At 46.8% G+C, this 25417-nt stretch carries 25 protein-coding genes; 15 read left to right on the top strand and 10 right to left on the bottom strand.

Annotated features, from left to right (window positions below):
• Positions 1-56: 56 nt before the first annotated feature.
• Complete coding sequence (locus ACO6UY_RS10005) at positions 57-1184, bottom strand: hypothetical protein (protein WP_422450345.1); 1128 nt, start codon at positions 1182-1184, stop codon at positions 57-59.
• A gap of 419 nt (positions 1185-1603) precedes the next feature.
• Between ACO6UY_RS10005 and ACO6UY_RS10000 the strand changes: the two genes are divergently transcribed.
• The 7 genes from ACO6UY_RS10000 (at position 1604) to ACO6UY_RS09970 (ending at position 10580) form a co-directional block, all read left to right on the top strand.
• Positions 1604-2359, top strand: coding sequence for an enoyl-CoA hydratase-related protein (locus tag ACO6UY_RS10000; RefSeq protein ID WP_422450346.1), 756 nt, complete (start codon positions 1604-1606; stop codon positions 2357-2359).
• Between the two features lie 374 nt (positions 2360-2733).
• Positions 2734-6267: a hypothetical protein gene (locus tag ACO6UY_RS09995; protein ID WP_422450347.1), complete on the top strand. Its 3534-nt coding sequence runs from the start codon at positions 2734-2736 to the stop codon at positions 6265-6267.
• Positions 6268-6581: 314 nt separating this feature from the next.
• Positions 6582-6866, top strand: coding sequence for a DUF4212 domain-containing protein (locus tag ACO6UY_RS09990; RefSeq protein WP_422450348.1), 285 nt, complete (start codon positions 6582-6584; stop codon positions 6864-6866).
• A 1-nt stretch (position 6867) separates the two neighbouring features.
• A complete protein-coding gene (locus ACO6UY_RS09985; protein WP_422450349.1) occupies positions 6868-8655 on the top strand; it encodes a sodium:solute symporter family protein in 1788 nt (595 codons plus the stop codon).
• 393 nt (positions 8656-9048) lie between these two features.
• On the top strand, positions 9049-9582 hold the full coding sequence (locus ACO6UY_RS09980; protein WP_422462616.1) for a hypothetical protein: 534 nt from the start codon (positions 9049-9051) through the stop codon (positions 9580-9582).
• Positions 9583-9948: 366 nt separating this feature from the next.
• Complete coding sequence (locus ACO6UY_RS09975; protein ID WP_422462618.1) at positions 9949-10173, top strand: FitA-like ribbon-helix-helix domain-containing protein; 225 nt, start codon at positions 9949-9951, stop codon at positions 10171-10173.
• A complete protein-coding gene (locus tag ACO6UY_RS09970; protein WP_422462620.1) occupies positions 10170-10580 on the top strand; it encodes a type II toxin-antitoxin system VapC family toxin in 411 nt (136 codons plus the stop codon). Before ACO6UY_RS09975 ends, ACO6UY_RS09970 begins: the two co-directional genes overlap by 4 nt.
• A 9-nt stretch (positions 10581-10589) precedes the next feature.
• Here ACO6UY_RS09970 and ACO6UY_RS09965 read toward each other — a convergent pair whose 3' ends face one another.
• Positions 10590-11027 carry a hypothetical protein gene (locus tag ACO6UY_RS09965; protein ID WP_422489785.1) on the bottom strand — a complete coding sequence of 146 codons (438 nt, stop codon included), beginning with the start codon at positions 11025-11027 and terminating at the stop codon, positions 10590-10592.
• A complete protein-coding gene (locus ACO6UY_RS09960; protein WP_422489784.1) occupies positions 11005-11184 on the bottom strand; it encodes a hypothetical protein in 180 nt (59 codons plus the stop codon). The genes ACO6UY_RS09965 and ACO6UY_RS09960 overlap by 23 nt, the downstream gene beginning before the upstream one ends.
• A 236-nt stretch (positions 11185-11420) precedes the next feature.
• Between ACO6UY_RS09960 and ACO6UY_RS09955 the strand changes: the two genes are divergently transcribed.
• A complete protein-coding gene (locus tag ACO6UY_RS09955) occupies positions 11421-12716 on the top strand; it encodes an ankyrin repeat domain-containing protein (RefSeq protein ID WP_422489782.1) in 1296 nt (431 codons plus the stop codon).
• 118 nt (positions 12717-12834) lie between these two features.
• On the opposite strand, the gene ACO6UY_RS09950 is transcribed toward ACO6UY_RS09955, so the two are convergent.
• The 5 genes from ACO6UY_RS09950 to ACO6UY_RS09930 form a co-directional block, all read right to left on the bottom strand.
• A complete protein-coding gene (locus ACO6UY_RS09950; RefSeq protein ID WP_422450397.1) occupies positions 12835-13413 on the bottom strand; it encodes a disulfide bond formation protein B in 579 nt (192 codons plus the stop codon).
• Between the two features lie 230 nt (positions 13414-13643).
• Positions 13644-14288 carry a thioredoxin domain-containing protein gene (locus tag ACO6UY_RS09945; protein ID WP_422489780.1) on the bottom strand — a complete coding sequence of 215 codons (645 nt, stop codon included), beginning with the start codon at positions 14286-14288 and terminating at the stop codon, positions 13644-13646.
• Between the two features lie 88 nt (positions 14289-14376).
• On the bottom strand, positions 14377-15273 hold the full coding sequence (gene ylqF / locus ACO6UY_RS09940; RefSeq protein ID WP_422450398.1) for a ribosome biogenesis GTPase YlqF: 897 nt from the start codon (positions 15271-15273) through the stop codon (positions 14377-14379).
• Between the two features lie 381 nt (positions 15274-15654).
• On the bottom strand, positions 15655-16428 hold the full coding sequence (locus tag ACO6UY_RS09935; RefSeq protein WP_422450399.1) for a hypothetical protein: 774 nt from the start codon (positions 16426-16428) through the stop codon (positions 15655-15657).
• Positions 16429-16777: 349 nt separating this feature from the next.
• A complete protein-coding gene (locus ACO6UY_RS09930) occupies positions 16778-17767 on the bottom strand; it encodes a GNAT family acetyltransferase (protein WP_422462634.1) in 990 nt (329 codons plus the stop codon).
• 277 nt (positions 17768-18044) lie between these two features.
• Between ACO6UY_RS09930 and ACO6UY_RS09925 the strand changes: the two genes are divergently transcribed.
• The 4 genes from ACO6UY_RS09925 (at position 18045) to ACO6UY_RS09910 (ending at position 21040) form a co-directional block, all read left to right on the top strand.
• Positions 18045-18884: a hypothetical protein gene (locus ACO6UY_RS09925; protein ID WP_422468436.1), complete on the top strand. Its 840-nt coding sequence runs from the start codon at positions 18045-18047 to the stop codon at positions 18882-18884.
• A gap of 54 nt (positions 18885-18938) precedes the next feature.
• Positions 18939-19115: a hypothetical protein gene (locus ACO6UY_RS09920; protein ID WP_422450402.1), complete on the top strand. Its 177-nt coding sequence runs from the start codon at positions 18939-18941 to the stop codon at positions 19113-19115.
• A gap of 342 nt (positions 19116-19457) precedes the next feature.
• The gene (locus tag ACO6UY_RS09915; RefSeq protein WP_422450403.1) at positions 19458-19805 is read left to right on the top strand and encodes a hypothetical protein; all 348 of its coding nucleotides are present in this window, start codon (positions 19458-19460) and stop codon (positions 19803-19805) included.
• Between the two features lie 407 nt (positions 19806-20212).
• Positions 20213-21040 carry a hypothetical protein gene (locus ACO6UY_RS09910; RefSeq protein WP_422450404.1) on the top strand — a complete coding sequence of 276 codons (828 nt, stop codon included), beginning with the start codon at positions 20213-20215 and terminating at the stop codon, positions 21038-21040.
• 392 nt (positions 21041-21432) lie between these two features.
• Here the strand turns inward: ACO6UY_RS09910 and ACO6UY_RS09905 are convergent, their stop codons facing one another.
• Positions 21433-22092, bottom strand: a complete 660-nt coding sequence (locus ACO6UY_RS09905; protein ID WP_422450405.1) for a CDP-alcohol phosphatidyltransferase family protein — start codon at positions 22090-22092, stop codon at positions 21433-21435.
• Positions 22093-22378: 286 nt separating this feature from the next.
• On the opposite strand from ACO6UY_RS09905, the gene ACO6UY_RS09900 reads away from it, so the two are divergent.
• From ACO6UY_RS09900 to erpA, 3 genes are all read left to right on the top strand, one after another.
• Complete coding sequence (locus ACO6UY_RS09900; RefSeq protein WP_422450406.1) at positions 22379-23149, top strand: DUF6776 family protein; 771 nt, start codon at positions 22379-22381, stop codon at positions 23147-23149.
• The gene (locus ACO6UY_RS09895) at positions 23121-23567 is read left to right on the top strand and encodes a bactofilin family protein (RefSeq protein ID WP_422489778.1); all 447 of its coding nucleotides are present in this window, start codon (positions 23121-23123) and stop codon (positions 23565-23567) included. Before ACO6UY_RS09900 ends, ACO6UY_RS09895 begins: the two co-directional genes overlap by 29 nt.
• A gap of 116 nt (positions 23568-23683) precedes the next feature.
• The gene (gene erpA / locus ACO6UY_RS09890) at positions 23684-24037 is read left to right on the top strand and encodes an iron-sulfur cluster insertion protein ErpA (RefSeq protein ID WP_101747158.1); all 354 of its coding nucleotides are present in this window, start codon (positions 23684-23686) and stop codon (positions 24035-24037) included.
• Between the two features lie 119 nt (positions 24038-24156).
• On the opposite strand, the gene ACO6UY_RS09885 is transcribed toward erpA, so the two are convergent.
• Positions 24157-25095 carry an L-lactate dehydrogenase gene (locus ACO6UY_RS09885; RefSeq protein ID WP_422468588.1) on the bottom strand — a complete coding sequence of 313 codons (939 nt, stop codon included), beginning with the start codon at positions 25093-25095 and terminating at the stop codon, positions 24157-24159.
• Between the last annotated feature and the right edge of the window lie 322 nt (positions 25096-25417).

Here is a 25417-nt window from a genome sequence, read left to right as displayed (position 1 = left end):
CAAGTCTCTCAGGGAAGCGCCGCCCCTTTAAGATAGCAAGGGGAGCACCGGCAAGTTCAGGCCATTGTAGCCATATCTTCAGGCAGTGGCGTCAAGCTTTTAAGCAGCGTATCAGCAGCACTCCGGGCGGCTGCGCCACTTTTATAGTGCCCTCGAACCATGGCATCACTGCGCTCTAGCCCGAATGCCACGGCAGTGTCATCTGAAAGATTGGGATCGTCTTTCTGTGCCTGTGTTTTCAGCGACAAAATCTGGGCAGCTTTCAGGTATGACTTCAGGTTTTCCTGTGAGGAGTCCGTGATGATTGCAGCCAGCACCAGTGCCTCTGTGCTCATTTCTGATACCCGGCGGGATAATGCCTGTATTACCTTTTCCATCTTATCTTCCGGGATTTTGCCTGCTAATACAGTGGGCAGCTGATCATTCTTGACAAAATGCCGTTCCAGTTTGCCGGAATTAAGCAGAAATTCACCCCCTGGCTTGGTAAAAACGAAATGGTTAGGGGATTTGAGATAAATGGCAAAATAGGCCAGGTCCTGTGCCTTTCCAAACTTTCGATCCGTGATGAATTTCGGGAGTGGGCCTATATCGGTACCCGATGTCATCTGGTTCTTCAGGAGGATCAGTGCATCTTTAACGGACTGTCTCAGGTCTTCCGGAAACCATTCTTCGACATGCTGTTCTACAAAACCCTGCCGTTCAACGCCCATACTAAAGGAACCGGAACACTCGTTGTTGTCTTTCCTTGAGTTTGCCCCCAGATCTTTTAGCAGATTTTCCAGAAGGTGTTCTTCGTTTTGTATGCATTCTGGGTCACCCCCTTTTTTTACGAAGGCGGAAATTTGATTTTGCAGACTTACGACTTGTTGGAGTATTTCAATGCTTCCCTGGTCGGCAAGATTGCACTGGGCCAGGGCAATGGACAGGAAATTCTCTTTATTCTCCCTGTCGCTTTCACTGTCGCGAAAAATGCCAAAACGGTCCACCAGTGCTTCGGTGAGTGCCTGTTGCGCCTCAGGGTTCTTGGATAACTCACTTTTTGCCGCGCTTAACCGGTCGGCAAAGGAGTCCTGAAGCTGTTTTAGTTCCGGGGGGACGAGGGGGGGGGAAGTTTGAACGTCGCTTGCGGTGCTGAACTCAGGTGGAATTAGGCTTGCGGGGATTTGGGTGGATTGTGGAATCATCGCAGGTGCTCCTTGAATTCATTGTGTAAATTAGTGTGTAGGCATATCCGCATTCATGGTAATGCCTTAATATGACCGGACAGATACTGATAAGTTCAACAAAATAGCCAATTCGAGCAACCAGCCACCACGGTCATAATCATTCCTCGCTAACCACACAACAGATGGCTAGGAGGCTGTCCGAGAATAGCGCCCGTAGCGAGGATGGCAGAAAATTGAGGATAAAAATTTCGTTTTGTGAGGTGAATAGCGGGGCTATTTGCCGAACAAAACGGAATTTTTAGACCAATTTTCTGCCACCGCAGTAGGGCAGTCTATTCTCGGACAGCCTCCTAGGTTCTCTACTGCCAATTGGCAAACAGCTGTAATAGAATATGAACGACAGAATAATGACAATAAAGTGTTAGGGAGTATGAGCCATGTCAGATCCGCAGAAGCATATACTGATCGAACAGCAGGAGGGTATCCTGACGATACGCTTCAACCGCACTGAGAAAAAGAATGCGCTGACCACAGCGATGTACGCAGCCATTCTTGACGCACTGATCGGTGCTGATCAGGATGACAGTGTTAAAGTGATTCTCTTTGCTGCCCAGCCCGATATGTTTACTGCTGGTAATGACCTCAAGGACTTTCTGACCCGGGACACCTCTGAAGAACCGGCAGCCATAAAAATGCTACGCCAGCTCGCGGTACAGAAAAAGCCGATTGTGGCAGCAGCCAGCGGTATTGCCGTGGGTATCGGCGTGACGTTATTGCTCCATTGTGATTTGGTTTATGTGGGGGAAAACACCCGGCTGCGTTTGCCTTTTGTGAATCTCGCCGTGGTGCCGGAAGCCGCCTCCAGTTTGCTGTTGCCGGATATTATGGGACGACAGCGGGCTTCAGAGCTGCTGATGCTGGGTGATTTCTTTGATGCCCGGCGCGCCCATGAATATGGCATTGCCAATGCGGTAATAGCCAATGAAGAAGTCTTTGATTTTGCCCTGGCAAAAGCTAAAGAGCTGGCAGCAAAGCCCCGTGAAGCACTGTTGCTGACCAAACAGCTGATTACCCGGAACCGTCGCAGCGATGTTCAACAACGCATTGATGATGAAGCGATCGTCTTTGCTGAGCGAATGGTCTCCGAAGAAGCCCGACAGGTAATGGCGGCCTTTTTTTCCGGTAAGTCTTAGTCAGGTATACTGAGACAGTACGGTTATGGTTCTCACCTGACAGGGATTCTGGTTGCCATGGTATCGCCACTGGTAGCCAGCAGTGCGGGAGCTGCCAGTCATCACCATTCCACCTCCCAGGTAAACTGCGCAGCCATTTTGAGCAGCAGGATTTTCATTGGAATGCTCCGTAATACCCGATGACTCAAAATAGTCCTGCTATTATAACAAGCGAAATTTCTAATTCCCAAATGGTATGGCTCCTCATTCTATCTTGATCAAATGTCCAAAATAGCTATCAGGAATGCGGTATCATTAATTTCAAAGTGAACTAATGGAAAAATAGTTTATCTAAAATATGTTCTTACCTATAAAATTTCGGGAGCCTTAGTGTTTTGCCTGTTGATTCATCTATTAAGCCAATGACGGTGTTGGAAAAGTCGGTTCTGGCGAATGACACCTTATTAATCCGTGATATTAAAAGATCCAAATCACGCTATGTGATTGATGGTTTGTCGCATGTTGTTTTGCAACTCCCCAATAAAATTCGGGATCCACTGTTGCCCCCTTTGCCTTTATTAAAGTTAGAGCAACGGCACAGTGTAGGTCGAATAACGTATACAAATGATCCTGAACAGCAATTTGGGTCTATTGATCGAGTAATGACCTTGCTTCTGGATCAAAATGATAATGCTGCATTTAAATGTTACCTTGAACCAATGATGGCTGATAACGTTGATTTACCAACAACGGAAGGTAGTGGAGAGTCAGAGTGTCTGGATGCTTCTTCAGTAGTCACTGTGCTTGATGCCCTCTCTGCTCATGCCAATGTAAACGAGGTACGATGCTCAACCAGCCAGATACTGAAGAAGGGCAGCTATCTTGGGGTTTATCATCCAGATTTAGCAAATCATGACAAGACGAAACTTCATTACAGTGAGGGGCAATTCATCACATTATCCTCCGGTGAAGGTGTGATATTGGAGTATAAATTCTCTGATGAGGGTTTACCATACTGGGAAATAGTGGCTACCTATCAAAATAAAGATCTAACGGTTCAGATGAACCCTCTGCTCCAGGAGACACTTGATTTTAAAGATATAGCGATAAGTAATGGGCAATACCATCTTCCGGTCAGAGCGATTGAAGAACTCTCTGTGCTTAAAAGAAAACATGGAATCTGCCCTGCGGTCTTTAATTGTGGTCGTATCAGTGATAAAGGCGCGTTAAATGCGTTAAAAAAATACACTTCTGAACATCTTGAAAATGGCAGAGGACAGGCTGTTTTCAGTATGCTTGTTATTAATGATTCTGCTGCACACATGATTGCCGTCAGATTTATCCAGACAGGTAATAAAATTGTTGTTTATTTGCATGAAACAATACAGCCGAAAAGCTGTGTAGCTAAGGAGATAAGAAATTTTATCATTGCCGCGATATCAGATTCTGTACAAAATATTCGAGACAATAGCCTGTACTTTTTGACCACCCCAGCGTCTGGATATCTTCAGAAAGACTATAACAGCTGCTCAATAACAGCATTTAAGGTGTTGCTGTCCTTTGAAAAAGAACGCAATGGGCTTGACCCGTTTTTTATCCAGTTGGTGAGAGATTCTGATTCGGAAATTTCTCTGATTGATTATCAGGCATTCAATAAGGAAGGTGCAGGTAAATTCAGTAAGGAAGCAGAGGTGCTTCCGGTAAATATCAAAGTGGGTAGTCTGCCGTTAACATTATTACCTGCAGTTCTTCTGAAGTTTTATCAGGGTAGTCAGGCTCTTCTTTCTAATCAGCAAAAAAAAACCATTGTCAGTCATGCCAGAAAGTTAACATTGGAAGACTATTACCTGAGGTACAGGTTTTATGAAACGGAAACTAATAAGGTTTTTAATGTGGCCGCCTTTTGTAAAACCAATAAGTCTTTTGCCTTATGGAAAGATATGATCAGAAATTTCATACCTTTGTTTGTCAGGATTTTCAGGGCTGATTTTGATCGGATGAGAAAAAATGTGGTAAATCGATGGTTAAAGGATTCAATGTATTCAGATATAGAAATTAATGCCAATGATTTGAAAATGTTAAAGCGATACAAAAAATTCATCACCATGGAGGCAGATTTAAATACATGGTCTGAAGCGGCTGTTTTAAAGTGGCGAAATCAAAGCAGGGAGTTGACAGCTTGGTTAAAGCAGATAAGGCCCGTCACAACGACTATGAATAGGAATAAACTACTGTGGCGCTGGTGCCAGTTTTTAAATAATCATCTTGATCCCTGTTCCGATGTTGGAAGCTTGTGGGTTCGCAGGGATGTCGGCTATGTTATTGAACGGCTTGATGCCCGGTTGAAATTATTGCAAAAGACCGTGAGATCTGATTTTCCCTTTCACTTTGGTGAGAGGTTCTACAGAGAACCAGAGTCTCTGCCAGCAGAACCTGCGTCTGAGGGAGAGCCCATTGATATTGATAGAGGTGCTGGATGTTGCAACGTCAAGACTGAAGTCATGGAGTCTTTGATGGAGCCAGGACGTTTTAACAGGATTGTCATGACCTTTCCGAAGCCATTACTTTTGGCTTCTGCTGACAATGAAAGAGCATGCCATGATTCTGGCTCAAATACATCGCATCGCAAGGAAGAGTCGTTATTATCATCGGCTTCAGGGGAGTCCTGTGAAGAAGTCTCTGCTGCTATCGCTGATGTAACAAAAGCTTTCTCAGTGCGGGATTCAGGTGAGAAAATATCCTGTGATTCACCTTTGGCTATATCGAATTCCTGCAAATCAATGGACCTTGAATTACAATGTGATGAAAAGCTCACTGATGAACTCCTGTTTTCTCAAGACGATAGCCCACCTCATGCATCAACACTCGGTCAAAATTATTATTCAATAGTGGCAAAAGAGGCTGCTCGAAGTAGTAAAGTTCAAACTTCATCTGTTCTGAAAAGAAAGCAAGCAGCACTGGAAACGGGTTTTTCTGGCCCTCCCACAAAGAAACAACGATTGATGAGTGTTTCTATGCCTGTTTTGGATACTGCTGCAATGGATTTGGCAGAGCAGGCTAACTTAATCAGAAATGAAATTGAAAAGTATGAATTCAAGGTTGCAATCGAGATGCTTTCCATGGTGTTGCAGGGTATATGGACAATGGACGTATCAAGCAAAACGAAAGCCAGCAACAGGTTAAAGGTTCTCAAAGAGGCCATAGAAAATATCTGCGGGATTTCCAACCGTCCAAATGAGCTTGATAGCTACCTGCAGCGCAATAATATTTTTGGTCTCCCCAGCTTGCATGATACACATAAAAGAGTCCTGATTATCGCTTTTACGCTTGATTATCTTTTGCAAATATTATCCGCAGCTGGCGAGGAAGTTGATAATGAACCGGTGGCTATTGTTACCAGGGCAAGGCTTTTTATTGCAAGGAATACCGGCAAAAACGGTAGTGGGGTTGTGGGAGAAAATAGATGCAATATAATAGCAGGCGAGTTTCCTGCCTTGATTGCAACAGCAAGTGTTTCTGAACCCTCTGAAAATAAAAGTGTCATGGAAAAGGTGCTTAGAATCAGAAAGGAGCTTCAAACAATTGGATATTTAATGATTAGTGAAAGAATAAATGCTGTTTTTTTCAAAGGGGAAGTACATGGGAGAGTAAACTTTCTTAAGTCGTTGATTGAAAAAGTCTGCTCTTTTTTGGGTAGAGAAGTTGGAAGCTATGATTTTCGGTGCCTACTGAGTTTAGAGAAAAGTATAGGCCCGGCTCAAAGGAGGTGGCTTAATCTTGCGGCACTCCATGAATATTTATCATCTATATTGCCGGGGCACAGCCCTGATAAATCCTATACTTCTGTTCTGCTAACGGCTGAGAGCTATCTTAAGGAGCAGGCTAAAAATAGTACTTTCAATAACCTGCCCCAATTTAAGAGACTGTAAGCCTAACCCGGATATTTCATAAACTGCCCCGAATCTCGCGCAGGACTTTGTCGCTCTAAGGGATTTTGTGAGGGAGCGCCGTACCGGGGAGTACGGTCGACCGAACAAAACTCCCTTAGAGGGGCAAAGGACAAGCGAGAGCGGGAGCACGTTTATGAAATATCCGGGCTAACAGGGTTGAGACAAAGTGTTAAACCGGTATTAGCCTAAAGTCTAAGATGCTCATGTCCCCACATTTGTTACTGTCTGAGACTCAGGCAGTCCTCAGTGACTGAAGATAAGAAAAACAATAATACTTTCAGGAGCGTCTTTTCATGTCTGCTGATCCTTCCCGTGGTAATCATCAAAGTGCAGCTGCCGCCTATTGGCGGGAGAACATACGCATACTACTTTCCTTACTGGTGATCTGGTTCGCCGTTTCCTTTGGTTGCGGCATACTGTTCGTGGACCAGCTGGATCAAATCAGCTTTTTCGGCTTTCCATTGGGCTTCTGGTTTGCCCAGCAGGGTTCCATCTATACCTTTCTGGTTCTGATTTTTGTCTATATCGGGTTGATGAACCGTCTGGACCGAAAATACAACGTTCAGGAGGAAGAGTGAGATGGCGACTCAAACACTGATCTTCCTTTTTGTCGGGTTATCGTTTGCGCTCTATATCGGTATTGCTATCTGGTCCAGGGCTGGCTCAACCAAAGACTATTATGTGGCCGGTGGCGGCGTTCATCCCGTCGCCAACGGTATGGCAACCGCAGCGGACTGGATGTCGGCGGCCTCTTTTATTTCCATGGCCGGTATTATCTCCTTTATGGGGCGTGACGGGGCCATGTATCTGATGGGCTGGACCGGGGGATATGTATTGCTGGCCATGTGCCTTGCACCTTATCTGCGCAAATTTGGCCAGTTCACTGTGCCGGACTTTGTCGCTGAACGTTACTACAGCCAGACCGCCCGGGTGGTTGCTGTTATATGCGTTATCTTTATCTCCTTTACCTATGTTGCCGGACAGATGCGCGGCGTCGGTATTGTCTTCTCCCGTTACCTGGAGGTGGATATCAATATCGGGGTCATGATCGGGATGGGTATTGTCTTTGTTTACGCTGTGCTGGGGGGCATGAAAGGCATTACCTACACTCAGGTAGCGCAATACTGTGTGATGATTTTCGCCTATCTGGTGCCCGCGATCTTTATTTCCATGATGATTACCGGCAACCCGATTCCCCAGCTGGGCTTTGGCAGTGACGTTGAAGGCACCGGGCTCTCGGTGCTGGAGAAACTGAACGGCCTGTCTCAGGAACTAGGCTTTGCCCAGTATACCGATGGATCCAAGTCCACCATTGACGTGTTCTTTATCACCATGGCGCTGATGGTCGGTACTGCGGGTTTACCCCACGTTATCGTGCGTTTCTTCACCACCCCAACGGTGCGTGACGCCCGTAAATCGGCCGGTTATGCGCTGCTGTTTATTGCTGTGCTCTACACCACAGCGCCAGCGGTGGCCAGCTTTGCCCGTATCAATCTGCTGCAGACGGTTTCTGAAGCTGAATATGAGCAGCTGCCTGAGTGGTTTGCCAACTGGGAAAACTCTGGTTTGATGGCCTGGGTCGACAAAAACGACGATGGCAAAATTCAGTATCACCCCGGTGCTCCGATTGAAGGTAAACCGTCGTTTATTGACGCGCGGGGTGACAGTGGTGAACGACTTGTCAGCAATAACCAGACTGGCAACGCCAATGAACTGTATGTTGATCGCGACATTATGGTGCTGGCCAATCCTGAAATCGCCAACCTCCCCGGTTGGGTCATTGCACTGGTAGCGGCCGGAGGTCTGGCGGCGGCCCTTTCTACCGCAGCTGGCTTACTGCTGGTTATTTCCACCTCCATTTCCCATGACCTGCTGAAGCGGAATCTGATGCCCGGCATTACCGATAGGCAAGAATTGCTGGCGGCCCGTATTGCTGCCGCGGCTGCTATTGGTGTGGCCGGTCTGGCAGGCATCTACCCGCCAGGGTTTGTGGCCTCGGTGGTGGCTTTTGCCTTTGGCCTGGCGGCTTCTTCATTCTTCCCCGCGATTCTTCTGGGTATTTTCTACAAGCGGATGAACCGTGAAGGGGCGATTGCCGGTATGGTGACAGGCCTGCTGTTTACGGCTTCTTATATTATCTACTTCAAATTCCTGGGGGGGACTGCGGAACAGTGGTGGTTCGGCGTGTCACCAGAAGGCATTGGTACCCTGGGTATGTTGATCAACTTTGCTGTCTCCCTGGTGGTTTGCCATGCTACGGAAGCACCACCCAAAGCGGTGCAGGATATGGTGGATGATATTCGTATTCCCCGCCGTGATGGGAAAGCATCAGAGCCCGTAGAGGAGGGTGAGACAGTTCGGGTATGAAGCCACTGAACCGATAAACAATCCAGAGCCGCATTCCGTTGGAATGCGGCTTTTTTGGGATTATTTGATCCTGGTCGCCACTGTTGCAGTAATACCAACTCCACCTTCTAAATATGAACTGCGCAGCCATTTTGAACCGCTGGATCTTCGTTGGAATTCCTCGCAATAGCCCTGCTATTACTCGTCATTCCGCCTTGCCCAGCGGTCCAAAATGACTTGCTCGTTATCATATTTAGAAGGTGGAATTGGTATAAGCCGGTGTTATCGTAGCCGGTATCATTTTCTGGCAATTTTTGTGTCGCACCAGATATTCATTTTCCCAAATACAGAACTTAAGTGCTTTATAGGTGTCTAAACTGCCAGTCGTTATATTCTGCCTATGGAGTAACCAGCGTGGTTTCAAGAACTATTTGTCTATCTCTGCTTTTGCTGTCGGCACTGGCCAATGCCGTGGATGATCACCATAAGTTGTTGTTAAGTATGAAGCACTATCTTGACGATGAGGTGGTTAAAGAGGTTAATTTCTACGGCACCGGGATTGATCCTAATGTAATGTCGAATGAGGAAGGCCAGTTCAAGCTGACGGTTGACGGGGTTGAAATAGATGCCGTGAATGACTCGACTTACTGGCGATTGAATAAACTGAGACGTTCATTCAGCTATGATACCTTTTCCCAGGGTATTCAGCAGCTTGAGCCAGGCTGGGCGATGTGCAAACTGGGTGGTCCGGCCAGTGGCATCATTTTGGAAACCCGTTATCTGACCTATCAGGACCATGACATTATTCATGATGAGATGAGGCCAGTTTATGACCGGCCATTAAATTGCCTCTATCAGCCCAGGTATCAGCCGGTGAATGACCATGCCCGGGAGGCTGCCCGAGGCGTATTGGAATCCTTGAGAACCATTGCTGAACTGAGCAATTAACCTATCAATGGAGCTTTTAACAGAGGCGATGTTATCGCCCCTGTTATATGAAATGGTGGTTATCTAAGACCGATAAGCACCTAAGGAATTGTCCCGAAATAATTTCCACACTTTGAACTCGATTTCCGTTCATCCTGAGCTTGTCGAAGGGTGATTGGCACAGTACATGAGGCCGGAGTGCACGCCCTTCGACAGGCTCAGGACGAACGTAGTTTTGAAACCCAGAAATGTGGAAATTATTTCAGGACCGCTCCTAAATGCTCCAGCTGAAGAAGAGTGATACAGCATCAAAATAATAAAACAATTGCTTCGCTAGCGATGTGCTAGCATTGGAAATGGATCGCATCGCTCAAGGAAGCAAAATTCATGGCCACCCTGACCATACGAAACCTGCCAGACGAACTGATAGAACGATTAAAAGCCAGTGCCAAAGCAGGCAACCGCTCCATGGAGCAAGAGGTTCGGGAACTGCTGGAAGCTCGCTATCAGAAAAAGTCTGACCTGATTAAAGCTATAAGAAATAGCTGGAAAGAGTTGCCGGAAACCTCAGCCAAAGACATAGAATCCTGGCGACATGAGGGGCGGCCATGACCCAGGCCGTTATCGATACGATGGTGTTTGCCTATGCTCTGTTTAATGAACCCGTGCATCGGCAGGAAGCTGTGGTCGTATTGGAAAAAGTCGAGCACATCCATGTACCTGATCTGTTCCGCTCTGAGTTCTGTAATGTTGCCTGGCAGTGGCTAACCCATCAGCAGCTGAGTCTTCAACAGGCAATACAGGCAATCGAAAGAGCCGAAGCCCTGATAACGTCGGTAACCAGTAGTGAGCAGTTATGGTTCAGAGCACTGGAAGTAGCCACGTATGCAAAACACCCGGGCTACGATGCGTTTTTTGTGGTATTGGCGGAAACGTTAGACTGCCCATTGGTCACTTGGGATAAAAAGCTGTTGCACAAATTTCCAGAGATAGCCGTTGAGCCTGGGACGCTGTTATAACCACGGTGGTTATTTAAGACCAATGACTACCGCCATTTCATCACCATCAGCCCAGGGTCTGCCGCGCAAATCACTGTAAGTGGCCTGAATTTCCAAACCGTGTTGTTCAAGCTCACTGCGCAGCATGTCAAGGGTAAAGTGCTGTAGCCAGTTATAAACCGTCCACTCCCGTTCTGCTTCATAGATAACGTACTTGTCCAGGGTGACCAGTTCAGGTCTGTACAAGGAGGAAGACTGGATACACCAGTAGTCCTGTGCACTCCAGAAACCGTTCATGGCGTTTCTGGCAAGTACCACGTCCTCGGTTTGTTTCTCAAACCGTGTAGAGGTATAGACATCCAGGGCAATCACCCCATTCGGCTTCAGTATCGACTTAAACTTATCCAGCAACCCGGAACGTTGCGACGGGTTGAGAGCACAGAAGTCACACATCACTAATGTGATCAAATATAAAATCAAACGATCTGGAGGCGGCGTTGATATCCGGGTTTAGATGGTAGGCCATCATTTGCCTGGCAATATGAGGATCTGCCCACAACACTTCTGCTGTGTAAGATGACCACACAACAGGCTGAGCTGTTGCGTTATTGAGTTGTTTGAACATGCTGCTAGTCCCGACACTAATGAATCCATTACTTTGAATTTGTCATATTTTATCTATTTGCCTTTGTCGTTAAAGATTTAGATTGGGTTAATAAAGTGGTGAGGGCATGCAGATACTGGTCGGATGAGCTATTCCTGAGTTAGGTTTTTACAGCTACTGTAAAAACTATCAAACGATCTCCGATTTATAGCTGCCAAAGTTTACTGAATCTTGTCTAACCCAGGAGTGTGTTGTCTATGATGAATGGTGTTGTTACATCTGAAACCAACTGTTTACTCTGTGCCAGGCAAACTGATTCCGCCATCACCAGTGACGCAGTTGGCACATCTGCCGGACGCTCAATAGTCAAAACAGCTTGCCACCATACTTTCCATCTGGAATGCATACGTCGGCACCTGGACGGACAGTCAGGGTTTCCTAAATTTCGAACCTGTGCTGTCTGTCCACAGGGTCCTTTACCGCTGGTGCAGGTAGCCGGGGACAGGTTAGCTCCAACCACCCGTTATTGTGAGTCCCCGGCACTGGTCGCCTGTTGCAACGGAGATTGGCAGGCCATACAGGCTATTGTGGAGCAAGAACCGGACATGGCACGGCAACACTATTATTCTGCTCACACGTGCTGCAACACCGGGCTCTTGCACATCGCCGCCGGGCAAGGTGATGACCGTATACTGAATCTGCTGATCCGTAACCAGGCCGATATCAATGGAGTTGAGGGGTATCACGGTTCCACCCCTTTGCATTTGGCTGCCGACGGTGGCCATACCAGGTGTATGGGTCTTCTGCTGGCAGCAGGGGCAAATCCAACGGTAACCGACCAGCAAGGCGATACTCCCCTGCATAAAGCGGTCGATGCCGGGCACATTGAGTCTTTGCCGCCATTAATTAATGGTGGAGCCAATATCAATGCCGTCAACAATCGCGGTTATGCACCCTTGCACAAAGCCGTGTTAATGAAACAGATGGCGTGCCTGCAGTACCTGCTCTCCCGTGGAGCCGATGTTGATTACGGCGACGCCATGAGCTATTCGGCCGCATGTAATGCAGCCTGTTCTGGCTACCCGGATTTTCTGGAACAACTGATCCACTTTAAGGCAGATATCAACAAATCCGGGATATTTGGTCATATGCCGCTCCACCTTGCGACCGAAGAAGGACATATCAACTGCATGCATATCCTTATCAACCATGGGGCGAAGATTGATGCAGCCAATGACCACGGTGATACGTCCCTGCACATGGCTGTGTGGAATAACAACATTGCAGCAGCACGACTGCTGAGCGAAAAAGGAGCCAGTATCAATATCACCGATCAGGACGGTTGGGCACCAGTTCACATTGCCGCCTCAGAAGGCAATATTGAGATTCTGAAACACTTGCTGGAGCGCGGAGCAAACATCAGGCTCTTAACGAAAAATGGTTTGAGCCCGCTTGGTCTTTCTGCCAATGAAGGGCACACCAACTGCGTACAGTTTATGCACGCAGTATTTTCGATGACAAAAGACCCCGGGCGGTTAGGCGGTCTCCGTTAACGTGCCGTGATTGCTTTGGCAAGCGATGTATCACAGAAGTTTACCGCCAGGTAAAAGATCGTGAATTCTACCTGGCATGGTGGAAATGCGTTGATTTCTGAAATTGATGCGTGGCCATTCACGGCTTTTTGAAGAACCTGGCGTACAGAGAGCTAATAATGCAGGTCGCTGCAGCCAACAGATAAATTGAGAAAATCACGACCATCCATTCTGCCATGTTCAGGGTAAGCAGGGTCCAGTCGTCGGCACCGCAGAGTCCGGTGGGCATAAACAGGGAGGGCCACCATTCATAGAGAGGCAGGTCGAAAGGGAAGGTCGGGCGGAAGCTGCAGCTGGAAGTAAACGGATTAAAATCGGCGTAGTCTGCCATTTGGGCAATGGCTTCCTTCAGCCCATACAGTGCACCAGCAATCCAGAGAGTGTAACCTGTGATCCTGAAAAACAGCTGGGTGGGTGAAATGATGATAACCAATGGTGCCAACATCAGCACCAGAACGGCGAGCCGCTGATAGACGCAGCGCTCACAGGGATCCATATGCAGAATATACTGAAAGCCCAAGGCGCACAGCTCGAGAAAGAGCGCGGTGGCAAACATAATAAGCCAGGTGACTCGTAAACGCTGCCAGCCGTGGATGGTTTGCAGTGGGCTGTCTTTCAAACGTTGAAAGAGGCTATTGGGGTTTTGTTCAGCAGCCAATGGTTGGATCCCTCTCGAAGTTACTTCTGGCTTTCCGGTTGGGTCACCGAAAAGCCATCAGCGCTGTGTTATACCAATTCCACCTTCTAAATATGAACTGCGCAGCCATTTTGAACAGCTGGATCTTCGTTGGAATTCCTCGCAATAGCCCTGCTATTACTCGTCATTCCGCCTTGCCCAGCTGTCCAAAATGACTTGCTCGATCTCATATTTAGAAGGCGGAATTGGTATTATTGTGTCTCTTCCGCTGGAAGTTTGGTCAGGTAGGTGATCAGTGCGTTCAGCTCGTCATGGGACTTCAAGCTGCCCATATTGATCAGGTAACGGTTATTCACCATAAAGCCGGGAACGGCATGAACGTGTTCACCATACTGATTCCAGTCCAGTACTGTTCTCATCACTAACAGGTTATTCTGGTTCGCCTCGAAGTCAGACTGTTTCAGTCCAGCCTTTTCCAGGGTCTGGAAGAATTCCGCATCGTTTCGCCAGTCGCCCTTGCGCTCTACATGAAGGCGGCTGAAAAGAGCCTGTTTGACGGCGTTATGGCGCGGTGTGCCCTGGGTCATGGCCAATGCCAGGGTGGCCTGTTTGGCATAGGCACCCATAAAGTTCATATGCGCCTGTTTGAACTCAATGTCCTGCTGACTCAGCCAGCTCTTCAGGGTAATCAGTGGTCCTTTCTCCCACTGATAGCAGCCTCCGCAGTAAATAGAAAACAGCTCGGTCACGGTTGGCCTGGTAGAAGGGGCAAGCCCTTTAACGACTTTGTAATGGGGTCCTTCCTGAAACCGGCTGGTATTTTCAACGCTGTCCGTCGCTTTGGCAAAAGCCATCATCGGAAATGCAAACATAAGTACCAATAACAACTTTCTCATCGGTATTATTTTCCTGTAGTCCTGTTGAATGGTGTGAATATCGAGAGGTTATCATTGTCCAAACCTCAGTGTCTGATAAATATGCTGGTTATTTTTCAGCCTTGTCTGCTTCCCTTGCCACTTTTGCTGCTTCCATGGCCTGCAGCTGGGCTGTAATCATTTCCGGTGTTTCCAGGGTAATTCGACCGAGCTGGCCATCCCGGAACTCATTGATCAGAATTTCGGCAACCTTATGGGTATCTGCAATACCGCCCCTGCGCATACAGCCACGCCGTTGACCGATCCTGTCAAACAGCTCAATGCCGGTTTGCGGAATATCCTTAAGCTGGTAACGCTGCAACAGCGCATCCGGATAATGCTGCATCATAAACTCGGCCAGGTACATGGCAACGTCTTCAAACTCAATAACCGTGTTTTTGATGGCTCCGCTGATGGCCAGACGGTAGCCGCAATCTTCCGGCTCAAGCTTGGGCCAGAGAAAGCCGGGGGTGTCCAGCAAGACAATATTATTGGGCAGTTTGATTCTCTGCTGCTGTTTGGTGACCGCCGGCTCATTGCCGGTTTTGGCAACTGTGCGACTGGCCAGAATATTGATGGTGGTGGATTTGCCCACATTGGGGATACCAAGGATGATGGCCTTCAGCTGGCTGACCTCCAGATTCCGCTCAGGAACCATGGCGGGTGCCATAGCCAGAATGCTGCGAATTTTGTCCGGCTGCTTCAGATTGACGGCAATGGCCTTCATGCCGGAAGTGCGGTTGATATGGTCTACCCATTGTTGGGTGACCGCCGGATCAGCCAGATCGCTCTTGTTGAGAATCTTGATGCAGGGTGTGTCTTTACGCAGGGAGGCAACCATCGGGTTCTCACTGCTGAAGGGAAGCCGCGCGTCCAGCACCTCGATAATAAGATCCATCTTTGGTATCACTTCACGGATCTCTTTTTTGGCCTTGTGCATATGGCCGGGATACCAGTTTATTGCCATTGTTGGATCTATCTTGCCTGAATGAAAACGAGTTATTTTACTATGTATCGGATGCACCACAAACCACCAATTTGAAAAGATTAAAAGGTAGCGGCTGACCTGTTATGGTGGTGATGCGCCAGGCAATGGCAAGAGCGCATGCAGGGCAGTAGGGACGTGAAATAGAACGTTGTGTCAGCCGAACCTGGTAACTGTTTTGATCATCAGCCTCCTGGTACATGGTTTCAATGAGTTTGACGGGTTGTCGTGCCTCCGCACTCCGTTCGTCCTGAGCCTGTCGAAGGGCGAAAACTCCGAACTCTGATAGATCGTGCCAAGCACCCTTCGACTCCGCTCAGGGTGAACGGAGATTGTACACGTCAAACTCATTGAAACAATGTACTAGTAAATGGCACCAACACTCTGAATGCCTTTACTATCCCGCAAATAATAGGCGATCCATTTCAGTGCTCTTTTTTGCAGTGACCTGAGCGGTCTTCCTGCAATTTCCTCTGCTTCCTCAATCACTTCAAGGTAGCTTTTGCCCAGAAACTGCATCTGATAAGTGCCAATGACCATGCCTGTCCGGTCACTGCCAGCCTGACAGTGAACAAAAATGGCGGCAGGCCTGGTGTACTCCTGATTAAGTAATTTGTTGAGCTTGTCTACCAGTTTGTATACATCACCAATAAAGGGAAGTTTGAGCATGATGTGGAGAACTGACGTCGGGTAATAGTCAGGATTGGAAGCAGCACCATAAACCGGATGGTGGATCAGCTGCATCAAATCCGGGTTGATTTGGGCAAACATCTGTTCCTGTTTCAGTAAATGACGTTCACCGAGTTTGCTGATCAACGAAAAATCATAAATATAGATGTCTTCGGGAAGGGGGGTATGGAGCTGTTCCATACTTCTCTGGTTCATGGTGTCAATAAGCTTTTGATAGGCAAACCGGCCTTTGATAACGGGCATGTTGCCCCGGAACAGGTAGTTTCCGGACACAGGATTATAGTCAATCAGCCGGAGTTTCCGGGGGGAGAATGCCACTTCTTTTGGCTTGGGCCGGGAGTCTGCCGACGATAAATCGTTGGCTACAGGGCGTTGTGAGGCGGTGTTGCCCACCGTGGCAAACGAGAGCAGAACCAGTATTGAGATAAGCCGTCTGATAATAGTCATGATGTATTACATATTATGTGGAATCATAATATCAGACTGTTTTCTGCTCTGAGAGTTGCAAAGAGTTTTTGGAATCTATTCCCGTCAGCCTCCTGGTACATGGTTTCAATGTATTTGATGGGTTCCCTCTATCAATGACGCCCAAACTCCGTTCGTCCTGAGCGAAGTCGAAGGGCGTAAATACCATACTCTGAATAAAGACCGTGCCAATCACCCTTCGACTCCGCTCAGGGTGAACGAAGATTATACGTCTCAACCTTATTGAAGAGATGTACTAGGCAAGCGTTGATATCCATACCGTTCACACTGAGCGCTGTCGAAGTGCGGTGCTCCCATCCTTCGACTCCGCTCAGGGTGAACGGGGTGTAGGCGTATTAGCGCTTTCCTGCACCAGACGTTTTCCCAGGCTGATGACCTGGTCTGTCTGGTAACCCAGGGATTGATAGAAGGCCAAAACCTGTTGGTTGGCGCTGCGTACCTGCAGGTTGATCTTTGGGCATCCCAGCTTTGCCAGACGATTTTCCAACTTTTCCATCAGGGTTCTGCCCAGTCCATATTGTTGCCATTGGGGAGCGACGGCCAGATAGTTCACCCAGCCTCTATGGCCCTCGTAACCCCCCATAACCGATGCAACGATTTCATTTTCGATCAGGCCTACCAGGAAAAGGCCGTCATTGATGGCCACTTTTCGATCGATATCACGTTGTGGATTATTCTGTGGAGTGGTCAGACCACACTGCTGCCATAGCCTGATAACCGCTTCGGTATCTTGAGGTTTGAAGGCGCGAACAGTCATTCCGGGGTGGGCTTTATGCTGCTGCGCGTGCTCTGGTTTCGGGGTTGCTACGGGTAATCGGATTCTGGACATCCGGTAGCTGTTGACCAGTTGTCCATCGCGAAAGGCATCACATTTGCTTTCACCTTCTATCTCAAAACCGAAGCCCTGGTAGAGGCTGATAGCCCGGGAGTTGTCGGTATAAACGTCTAATTCGATCCGCACCAGGTTCAACCAGTTGTCGGCGAGTTCTACCATGGCCGACATGAGCTGTTTACCGATGCCTTGTCCCTGGGCATCCGGATGCACGGTAATAGCAAAACTTGCGCAGTGTTTGCGTCGTGGGTTGTCCTGTATTTGTAACCCGAGAAGGCCAAGGATTTGTCCTGAGGACTCGGCTACCAGCTGTATATGGTTCTTGTCGTCCATATTGAACAGATTGTGCCAATACGCCTGGGGGCGGTAAGGGATCTGGCTGGTCTGGCGGGTTACTCCCGGGTCGCGGAAAAACTCTCCAATAGCGTGCAAGTCAGGAGTTTCGGCGTGCCGGATAATGGTATCCATGTTTTATTCTCTGTAATTCAATAGCATTGACTTTAGGCTATATAACCAGACAGTTTCAAGATGCAGGTTTTACATGCTGAAAGTTGTCATTCTTGCTGCTTAACCCGGATATTTCATAAACTGCCCCGAATCTCACGCAGTATTTGTTGTTCCGGGTATATTTATTGCCTTTCAAAATGGATCAATTGGTTGACTAGAGTGATAAGTGGGATTTTAAAATTTAGACTATCATGAGATTTCTAAATATGATTTATAAAAAAAGGAAGGAATTTTTAAGATGTATTCGACTACAGCATCCAGTATTCATTCTACTGCGGCTTCATCTGGTTCTATCGAAGATCCATCCTTGTCTGATGAAATCTTATCATTCGAAAAAGCAAGCAAGTTTGGGAGAATAATTGTTAAAGCACCAGATGCTGTTTCACAATTAACCTTGGCAAAAGCTATTCAGGAAATTAAAAATTTACCTACTTCTGATTTTGTCAATAGTGGCAATAGAATACGACAGGTTGAACTTGTTGCTTCAGAATACTCCAAGGTTTCACAGCATCCAACACAGGTAACATTTGATGCAGCTGGTAAACTTTCAGATACAGAAGCATTTGAAAGAAAATTTGCGCCCCATACAGATTCAATAAAGGCAATGTGTAAAGAGGCCTTGCAAACAATGGGACAAAAACTTAACTGGAAGGATTTCTCTATTGGGGTTCGTTGTAATGTGCTCAGGTATCAATTTACCCATGAACAAACACAGGTATGCAATATGGAATGGCATAAAGATGGATGTAATTTATCCATGACAACACTTTTATCGCCATATTATCAACACGGCAATGGTTTTACTGGTGGAGAATTGAGTTTTGCACAAAATTCCTTATTTTCTCCCGGAGTTCCTGTAGCGGGTACCATAAAAACACTTGAGTACAAAAAGCCGGGAGATGGCTTCATCTTTGATGGTTTGAAATCATTGCATAAAGTTGAAAACATGCATCTATTGCATGAAATTAAGGATGGAGAAGAAATCGTAGAAAGACTGCTGCTTCTTTGTTTTGCCTGGCCATCTATAGGTGATGTAATCGCTCTTTCAGAAGCACTTGGTGAAGAAAATTTAGTCTGAGCACCTAATCCAAAATTCAGATATGTTTTATAAAAAAAAGTAGGCATTTTTAATATGTATTCAACCGCATCATCAAGTGCTGAGTCTACAGTGGCTTTCACTGATTCTTTTGAAGGTTCATCCTTATCTGATAATAAGGAATCAATAAAGGCGGGAAATAATTCTGGAAGAGTGATTGTTAAGGTAACAAATACTGTTTCAAAAACAACCTTGGCAAAAGCGTTTCAGTAAATTGATAGATTAGCTACAATCGATTTTGAAAACAAAGGAAATAAATTTCAGGATATCACAATCATTGATCCAGAAAAACATAATAAATATCTATTTCCATCAACAGTAACATTTGACGCATCTGGTAAACTTTCAGATACAGAGGTCTTTGATAAAAATTTTAAGCCGAATACAGATTCAATAAACAAAATGTGTAAAGAGGCCTTGCAAACAATGGGGCGCAAACTCCACTGGAGGAATTGTACTGTGGAGGCTTGGTGCTCTTTGATCAGGTACCCATTCACCAGTGAACAAACATTGATATGTAATATGCCATGGCATAGAGATAAATGTACTTTATCCATGACAACACTGTTATCTCCATATAATCAACACGATAATGGTTTTTGTGGTGGAGCATTGAGTTTTGCAAAAGATTCAAATGTTTCTAGTACTCTTCCTAGAAGTTCTTCTGGTATTTCTGAAAAATCTACCATAAAAACATTTGAATACAAAGAGCAAGGAGACGGCTTCATCTTTGATAATATTAACTCACTTCATAAAGTTAAAAAAATGTATGTATTGAATGAAAAGAAGCTTAAAGAACGCCCCGTGCAAAGATTGTTGCTTGTTTGCTTTACTAATCCATCTGAAGATGATGTAAGACATCTTTCAGTAGCGCTTGGTGAAGAAAATTTAGCTTTAGTTTAACTTAACTCCAAAACCAAGGGGTGTTGCAGGTTCAGCCTTCTGGATTTTTGTAAGGCTGGTATGGGCAGGTGGAGAATACAGTTTAAATTAACCGGCTGGCTACCGCCCGAATCATAGTTGTGTCAGGTGCCAACCAGTTGAACTTAATTGTTTGCTCATTTATTTTTAGGGCGTGCTGGGAGTTTTTAAAATTTAGACTATATTAAAATTGCTTGATTTTATAGTGGGACGATTAGCCAGCTTATTTAATCTCCTGACCTGAAAGATTACAGCTATTTGGATAATTTCTCTTTGTTCAGTGGTGTCAGTTATCTTAACCCCTCGCAGTGAAAATTATTAAACACACTGTCAGATCATTCCACCTTAAAATCTAAATATGATATTTTAAGATAGTAAGGAATTTTTATATGTATTCAGCTAAACCATTTCAAGAAAATTTAATTGCAGCTAATATAGCTAATGCTGATTATGTTGAAGAGATATTAATGTCTCAAAAGGTAACAGAATCTGAAAGAAAGAATTATGCTGGAAAAATAATTATTAAAGTGCCTAATGCTGTTTCAAAATTAGCCATGGAAAAAGCACATCAGGAAATTGATAGTTTGCCTACCTGTAAGTTCCTTAACAATGGAAATCAAATGCAGCGAGTCAACATTAGAGCTGAAAATGTGAACCGTGTATTTTCAACAGTAACATTTGATGAAAATGGTAAGCTTTCAGGTACAGAGGGCTTTGACCAAAATTTTGCGCCACATACAGAGTCAATAAATGAAATGTGTAAAGAGGCCTTACAATCCATGGGGCGCCAACTCAATTGGAAGAATTTTACTGTGAAGGTTCATTGTGGAGTGCTCAGGTATATATTTACCCCGGCACAACAAGAGATATGTAATATGCCCTGGCATAAAGATGCCTCTTCTTTAAGCATGACAACTCTTTTATCCCCCTATATCCAACAAAACAATGGTTTTTCTGGTGGAGCATTAAGTTTTGCAGAAGAATCAGATACTAAGTGCGTTCCTGTAGGAAAAACCATAAAAACAGTTGAATACGAAAAACCTGGCGATAGCATCATCTTTAATGGACTCCATAAAGTTGAAGATATGCACGTATCAGATGTAGATGAGCTTACCAAACGTCCGGTAGAAAGAAGGTTGCTTACCTGCTGTGCTGAGCTCACTGAAGATTATGTAAGAAACCTTATAGCAACGCTTGGTGAAGAAAATTTAGCTTGAGTATCCAAGGCCAAATCAGGGGTTGCTGCAAATGCAGTTTCCTGAATTTGTTAAAAACACTCTAAAAAATGGCTCAATCCCTAGCCCGGATATTTCATAAACGTGCTCCCGCTCTCGCTTGTCCTTTGCCGCTCTAAGGGAGTTTTGTTCAGTCGACCGTACTCCCCGGTACGGCGCTCCCTCACAAAATCCCTTAGAGCGACAAAGTCCGGCGCGAGATTCGGGGCAGTTTATGAAATATCCGGGCTAGGAGCCTGTCCGAGAATAGACTGCCCTACTGCGGTGGCAGCAAATTGGTCTAAAAATTCCGTTTTGTTCGGCAAATAGCCCCGCTATTCACCTCACAAAACGAAATTTTTATCCTCAATTTTCTGCCATCCTCGCTACGGGCGCTATTCTCGGACAGGCTCCTGGGAGGCTGGCTTTTGGTGCTTTTCTTTCTCTGCCTGCTCAATACTTTGGTAACCAGACCAGACCCTGAGAGCCGCAGTTAAAATGCATATGGCGGCAAAACCCAGGGCAAGCTGTGGAAAGTAACCGGGCAGCAGACAAAAAAGCACAAACAGCGCAATGGTTTCTGTACCCTCGGCCAGACCTCCCAGGTAATACAGGGATTTGTGTTTGAAGCGCGGGTCTGACAGCTGATGTTTCTCAGCCATGATGGCATAGGCAAGAAAGCTGGCTCCGGTGCCCATAAAGGAGAAAATCAGGACGCACGCTGCCACCGCATTGTGTGCCGGTGACGCCAGGGCAAAGCCCATGACAATGGCCGAATAAAAAATAAAATCCAGGGTAATATCCAGAAACCCGCCAGCATCTGAGGGGTTGCCCAGTCTGGCCAGTGCTCCATCAAGACCATCCAGTATCCGGTTACCCAGAATCATCACTAAAGCCAGTGAGTAGAACTCAAAGGCCAGTAATGGGACTGCCAGCATGCCCATCAGAAAACCGGCAACGGTGACCTGGTCCGGTGTGATGCCACGATGCTTTAACTGCAACGCAGCCAATCTCAACGGTGGCTGGATAAGTGAGGTTGTCCATTTATCGATCATATAATATCAGAAGGCAGTGTTGATGAACGGTAAAAGTGCATCATACCGCTGGCTTTTTTCTGTGCCAAACCGCTTCTTCAGATGTTTGGCCAGGACTGAATTTTGGGTGTGGCGAAAGTTTGCCGGTTTGTTTGTTATGTTTTTTCGGCTTGTGTATAGTCCCGCTGTTAAGTTCTTCAGAATAAGGCGCATCCTTTTAATAGTGGCTCTCAGGTGCTGTTGCAGGAAGGTTGCAGGCTCATTGGCTCTTAACTATTTAATGGGCCCGAGGAAAAGGTGGATAGCTTTGCATCCCGACAGTAGCAAACTCAGGGTTATACGCCATGACCCGAAACGAGATCAGTTAATTCGAATTTTTCTATTGGTATTTATTGCTTTGCTGGGTGGTTTTGCCTATTGGTATGGTGGAAATCATGCAGGCCAGAATCTGAACCAGCTTCGGCAACAGCATACCACTCTGGAGAACAGGGCCAGAGTATTGCAGGAAGAGAACAGAGAGCTCCGGCAGCGAGTGGGTATTCTGGAAAGTGCCAGCAAAATGGATCGTGAAGCGGTCAATAATGTTCGCCTGTTAGTAAAGAAGCTTGAGGAAGAGAAAGAGCTGCTGCATAAAGAGCTGACTTTTTTCAAAAGCATCCTGGCTCCGGAAGACATGTCTACCGGTGTGCGGGTGGCGGGCTTCAGTTTACTTCGGGGGAATGAATCCGGTCAGTACCGTCTTCGACTGGTGATTTCCCAGGTGGCGAGAAGCAACCCGTTTTTGAAAGGCACACTATCGGTATCCCTGATTGGCGAGAAAGATGGCAAAGCACAGACCATACCGCTGCAGAAGCTGATCGCGTCGGATCAGGCTGTCGCAGATTTGGGGTTTCGCTATTTTCAGGCTCTGCCCAGTGACAGAGAGTACTTTGACTTCACTGTGCCGGAAGGTTTTCAGCCGACAGAGGTCAAGGTTATGGTGCGGATCACCAGCGGAATCAAACAGAGTTTTGAACAAATTTATCAATGGGATAAGGAGCTGTTAGCGGATGTTCGGCAAGAGCAAAACAGCGGGTAACGTCGCGAAACATGGCAGTACGACGCTCATATCGTCAGAAACAATCATTACCGGCGATATTCACTTTTCCGGTTCCGTGCATATTGAAGGGCGTGTTAAAGGTAATGTGTCAGCTGATCAGGGCATGTTGACCATTGCCCATAATGGCAGTGTGGAAGGTGATGTTCGTGTCCAGCGCGTGGTGGTCGATGGCCATGTTCGTGGCAATGTTTTTGCCGAAGAACATCTGGAGCTTGCTTCCAGGGCCGTGATTACCGGTAATGTGTTTTACAACGTGATAGAGATGACCAAAGGGTCTCAGGTTAATGGCAGTCTTGAGCATCACTCGAATGGTGTGCCAGCCGGACCTCAGCCTCTGCTGGAGCGTGCTGACCAGGAGATGCCTGCAGCGGAAGTGATTGAAACGGTGGATAGTTGACTGTAACAGTTGGTTACTCCGATAATAGCCCGCTAATGAGTAAATGACGGGTCGCTGCCTTAACGGGTTATCAGTAGGTGATGGCCATGAGCCTGGGCGGCGGCACGGGAGGGTCAATGAGCGTAGTAGAAACAGTGATACCGGAGCCAATCAGTGTTACGGAAGCTGCTGCCCGCAGGGTAAGTGAATTGCTGGCAGATGAGACCGAAGAAAATCAAAGGCTCCGGGTATATGTCACCGGTGGCGGCTGTTCCGGTTTTCAGTACGGCTTCACGTTTGACAGTAATCTTGCTGATGATGACACCCTGATTACCAGAGATGGCGCAGCCATTGTGGTTGATTTCCTTAGTTACCAGTACCTGGTGGGCGCGGAGATTGACTATGAAGAGGGGCTGGAAGGCTCTCGCTTTCTGGTTAAAAACCCCAATGCCAAGTCGACCTGCGGCTGTGGGTCCTCGTTCTCGATATGAACGAATAGCCTGAAACGCTTTAGGGCTTTTGAGAATCACAAAGATCACGCCGGGCACAGAGGAAACCTTCTGATGTGCCCTGCGTGATCTGTGTGTTTTACCGATCGTACAAAAGGGGCTTATACCAGCTGATCCATAGAGACTTTAAGGGTGTTTGACGATTGTCGAATGCCCGCCAGTTCTTCCTCATCCAACTTAGGGGCAATAATACTCTCCACGCCGTCACTGCCAATAACGGTTGGCAGGCTAAGACAGATATCGCTAATGCCGTATTCTCCATTCAGCCGGACCGTGACCGGAAGAACACTGCGCTGATTATTGAGTACCATGCGAATGATAAAGGCAATAACCAGACCAATCGCCCAGTTGGTGTAGCCTTTGTTGGCAATGATCTCGTAAGCGGCTTTTCTGACCCTGGTGACAATACCTGCCAGGGCTTCGGGATCGTATTCACGACCATTAATCGTATTGCCTTTGATGCCAAGCCCGGCAATGGTGGCGGAACTCCAGACCGGTACTTCAGAGTCACCATGTTCCCCGAGAATATAAGCGTGAATGGACTGGGGTGAGACATCATAGTAGTTGGCCAGCAGGGTTCGAAAGCGGGAGGTATCCAGCAGGGTTCCGGTGCCAATCACCAGGTTATTGGGACGATGACTCAGGCTTTGCATGGCATGGGTAAGAATATCCACCGGGTTGCTGGCAATCAGCAACAAGGCTTGGGGTGCATGCTGGTCAAGCTCTCTGGCGATGGCTTCAAACACTTTGATGTTTCGCTGCAGCAGATGCAGGCGACTCTCATCGGGGCTGGATTGACTGACACCGGCGCAGATAACGATGATGCCTGCCCCCTCCAAACTGGCAAAGTCACCGGCGGTGACCTCGCAGCGTCCCACCAGTGGCTGGCCATGCATCAGGTCCAGTGCTTCGCCATGGGCTCTGTCCTGGTTCTTATCCACAAGAATAATTTGATTGGCCAGCTTTTGTTGGAACAGGGAGTAGGCGGCCGCCATGCCAACAAAGCCAGTGCCGATAATGCCAATTTTATTCGTATTCATGGTGAGTGCCTGCGTCTTTGAAGTATGCCCTGGCAACAATAAGCTGAAATATGTGCATACCTCAAGAAAGTGAGGAGTGAAGGTTGTGGCTTATACATCATAAACCCTGCATGATTCTGCTGTATGAATCACCTTTAGTGCAAAGTTCTGTCTGCGTTAATTTAGTCTGACTTTGTTGTATTTGGTAGTAACTGAAAAAAAAGAAACCACAATGACACAAAGGTTTATTTGAGCTTGTCTGAGCTGCGGTAAACCAGCAAAAAAGGCTGCCTTTGTGCCTTCGTGTCTTTGTGGTTCTATACGGAATGTTTGTTACGGATCA

This window comes from Endozoicomonas sp. ALE010 (assembly GCF_049310165.1).
Lineage (GTDB): Bacteria > Pseudomonadota > Gammaproteobacteria > Pseudomonadales > Endozoicomonadaceae > Endozoicomonas.
Note: the sequence above shows the minus strand (reverse complement) of the source record. Positions and strands in the feature narration are given on the sequence as shown.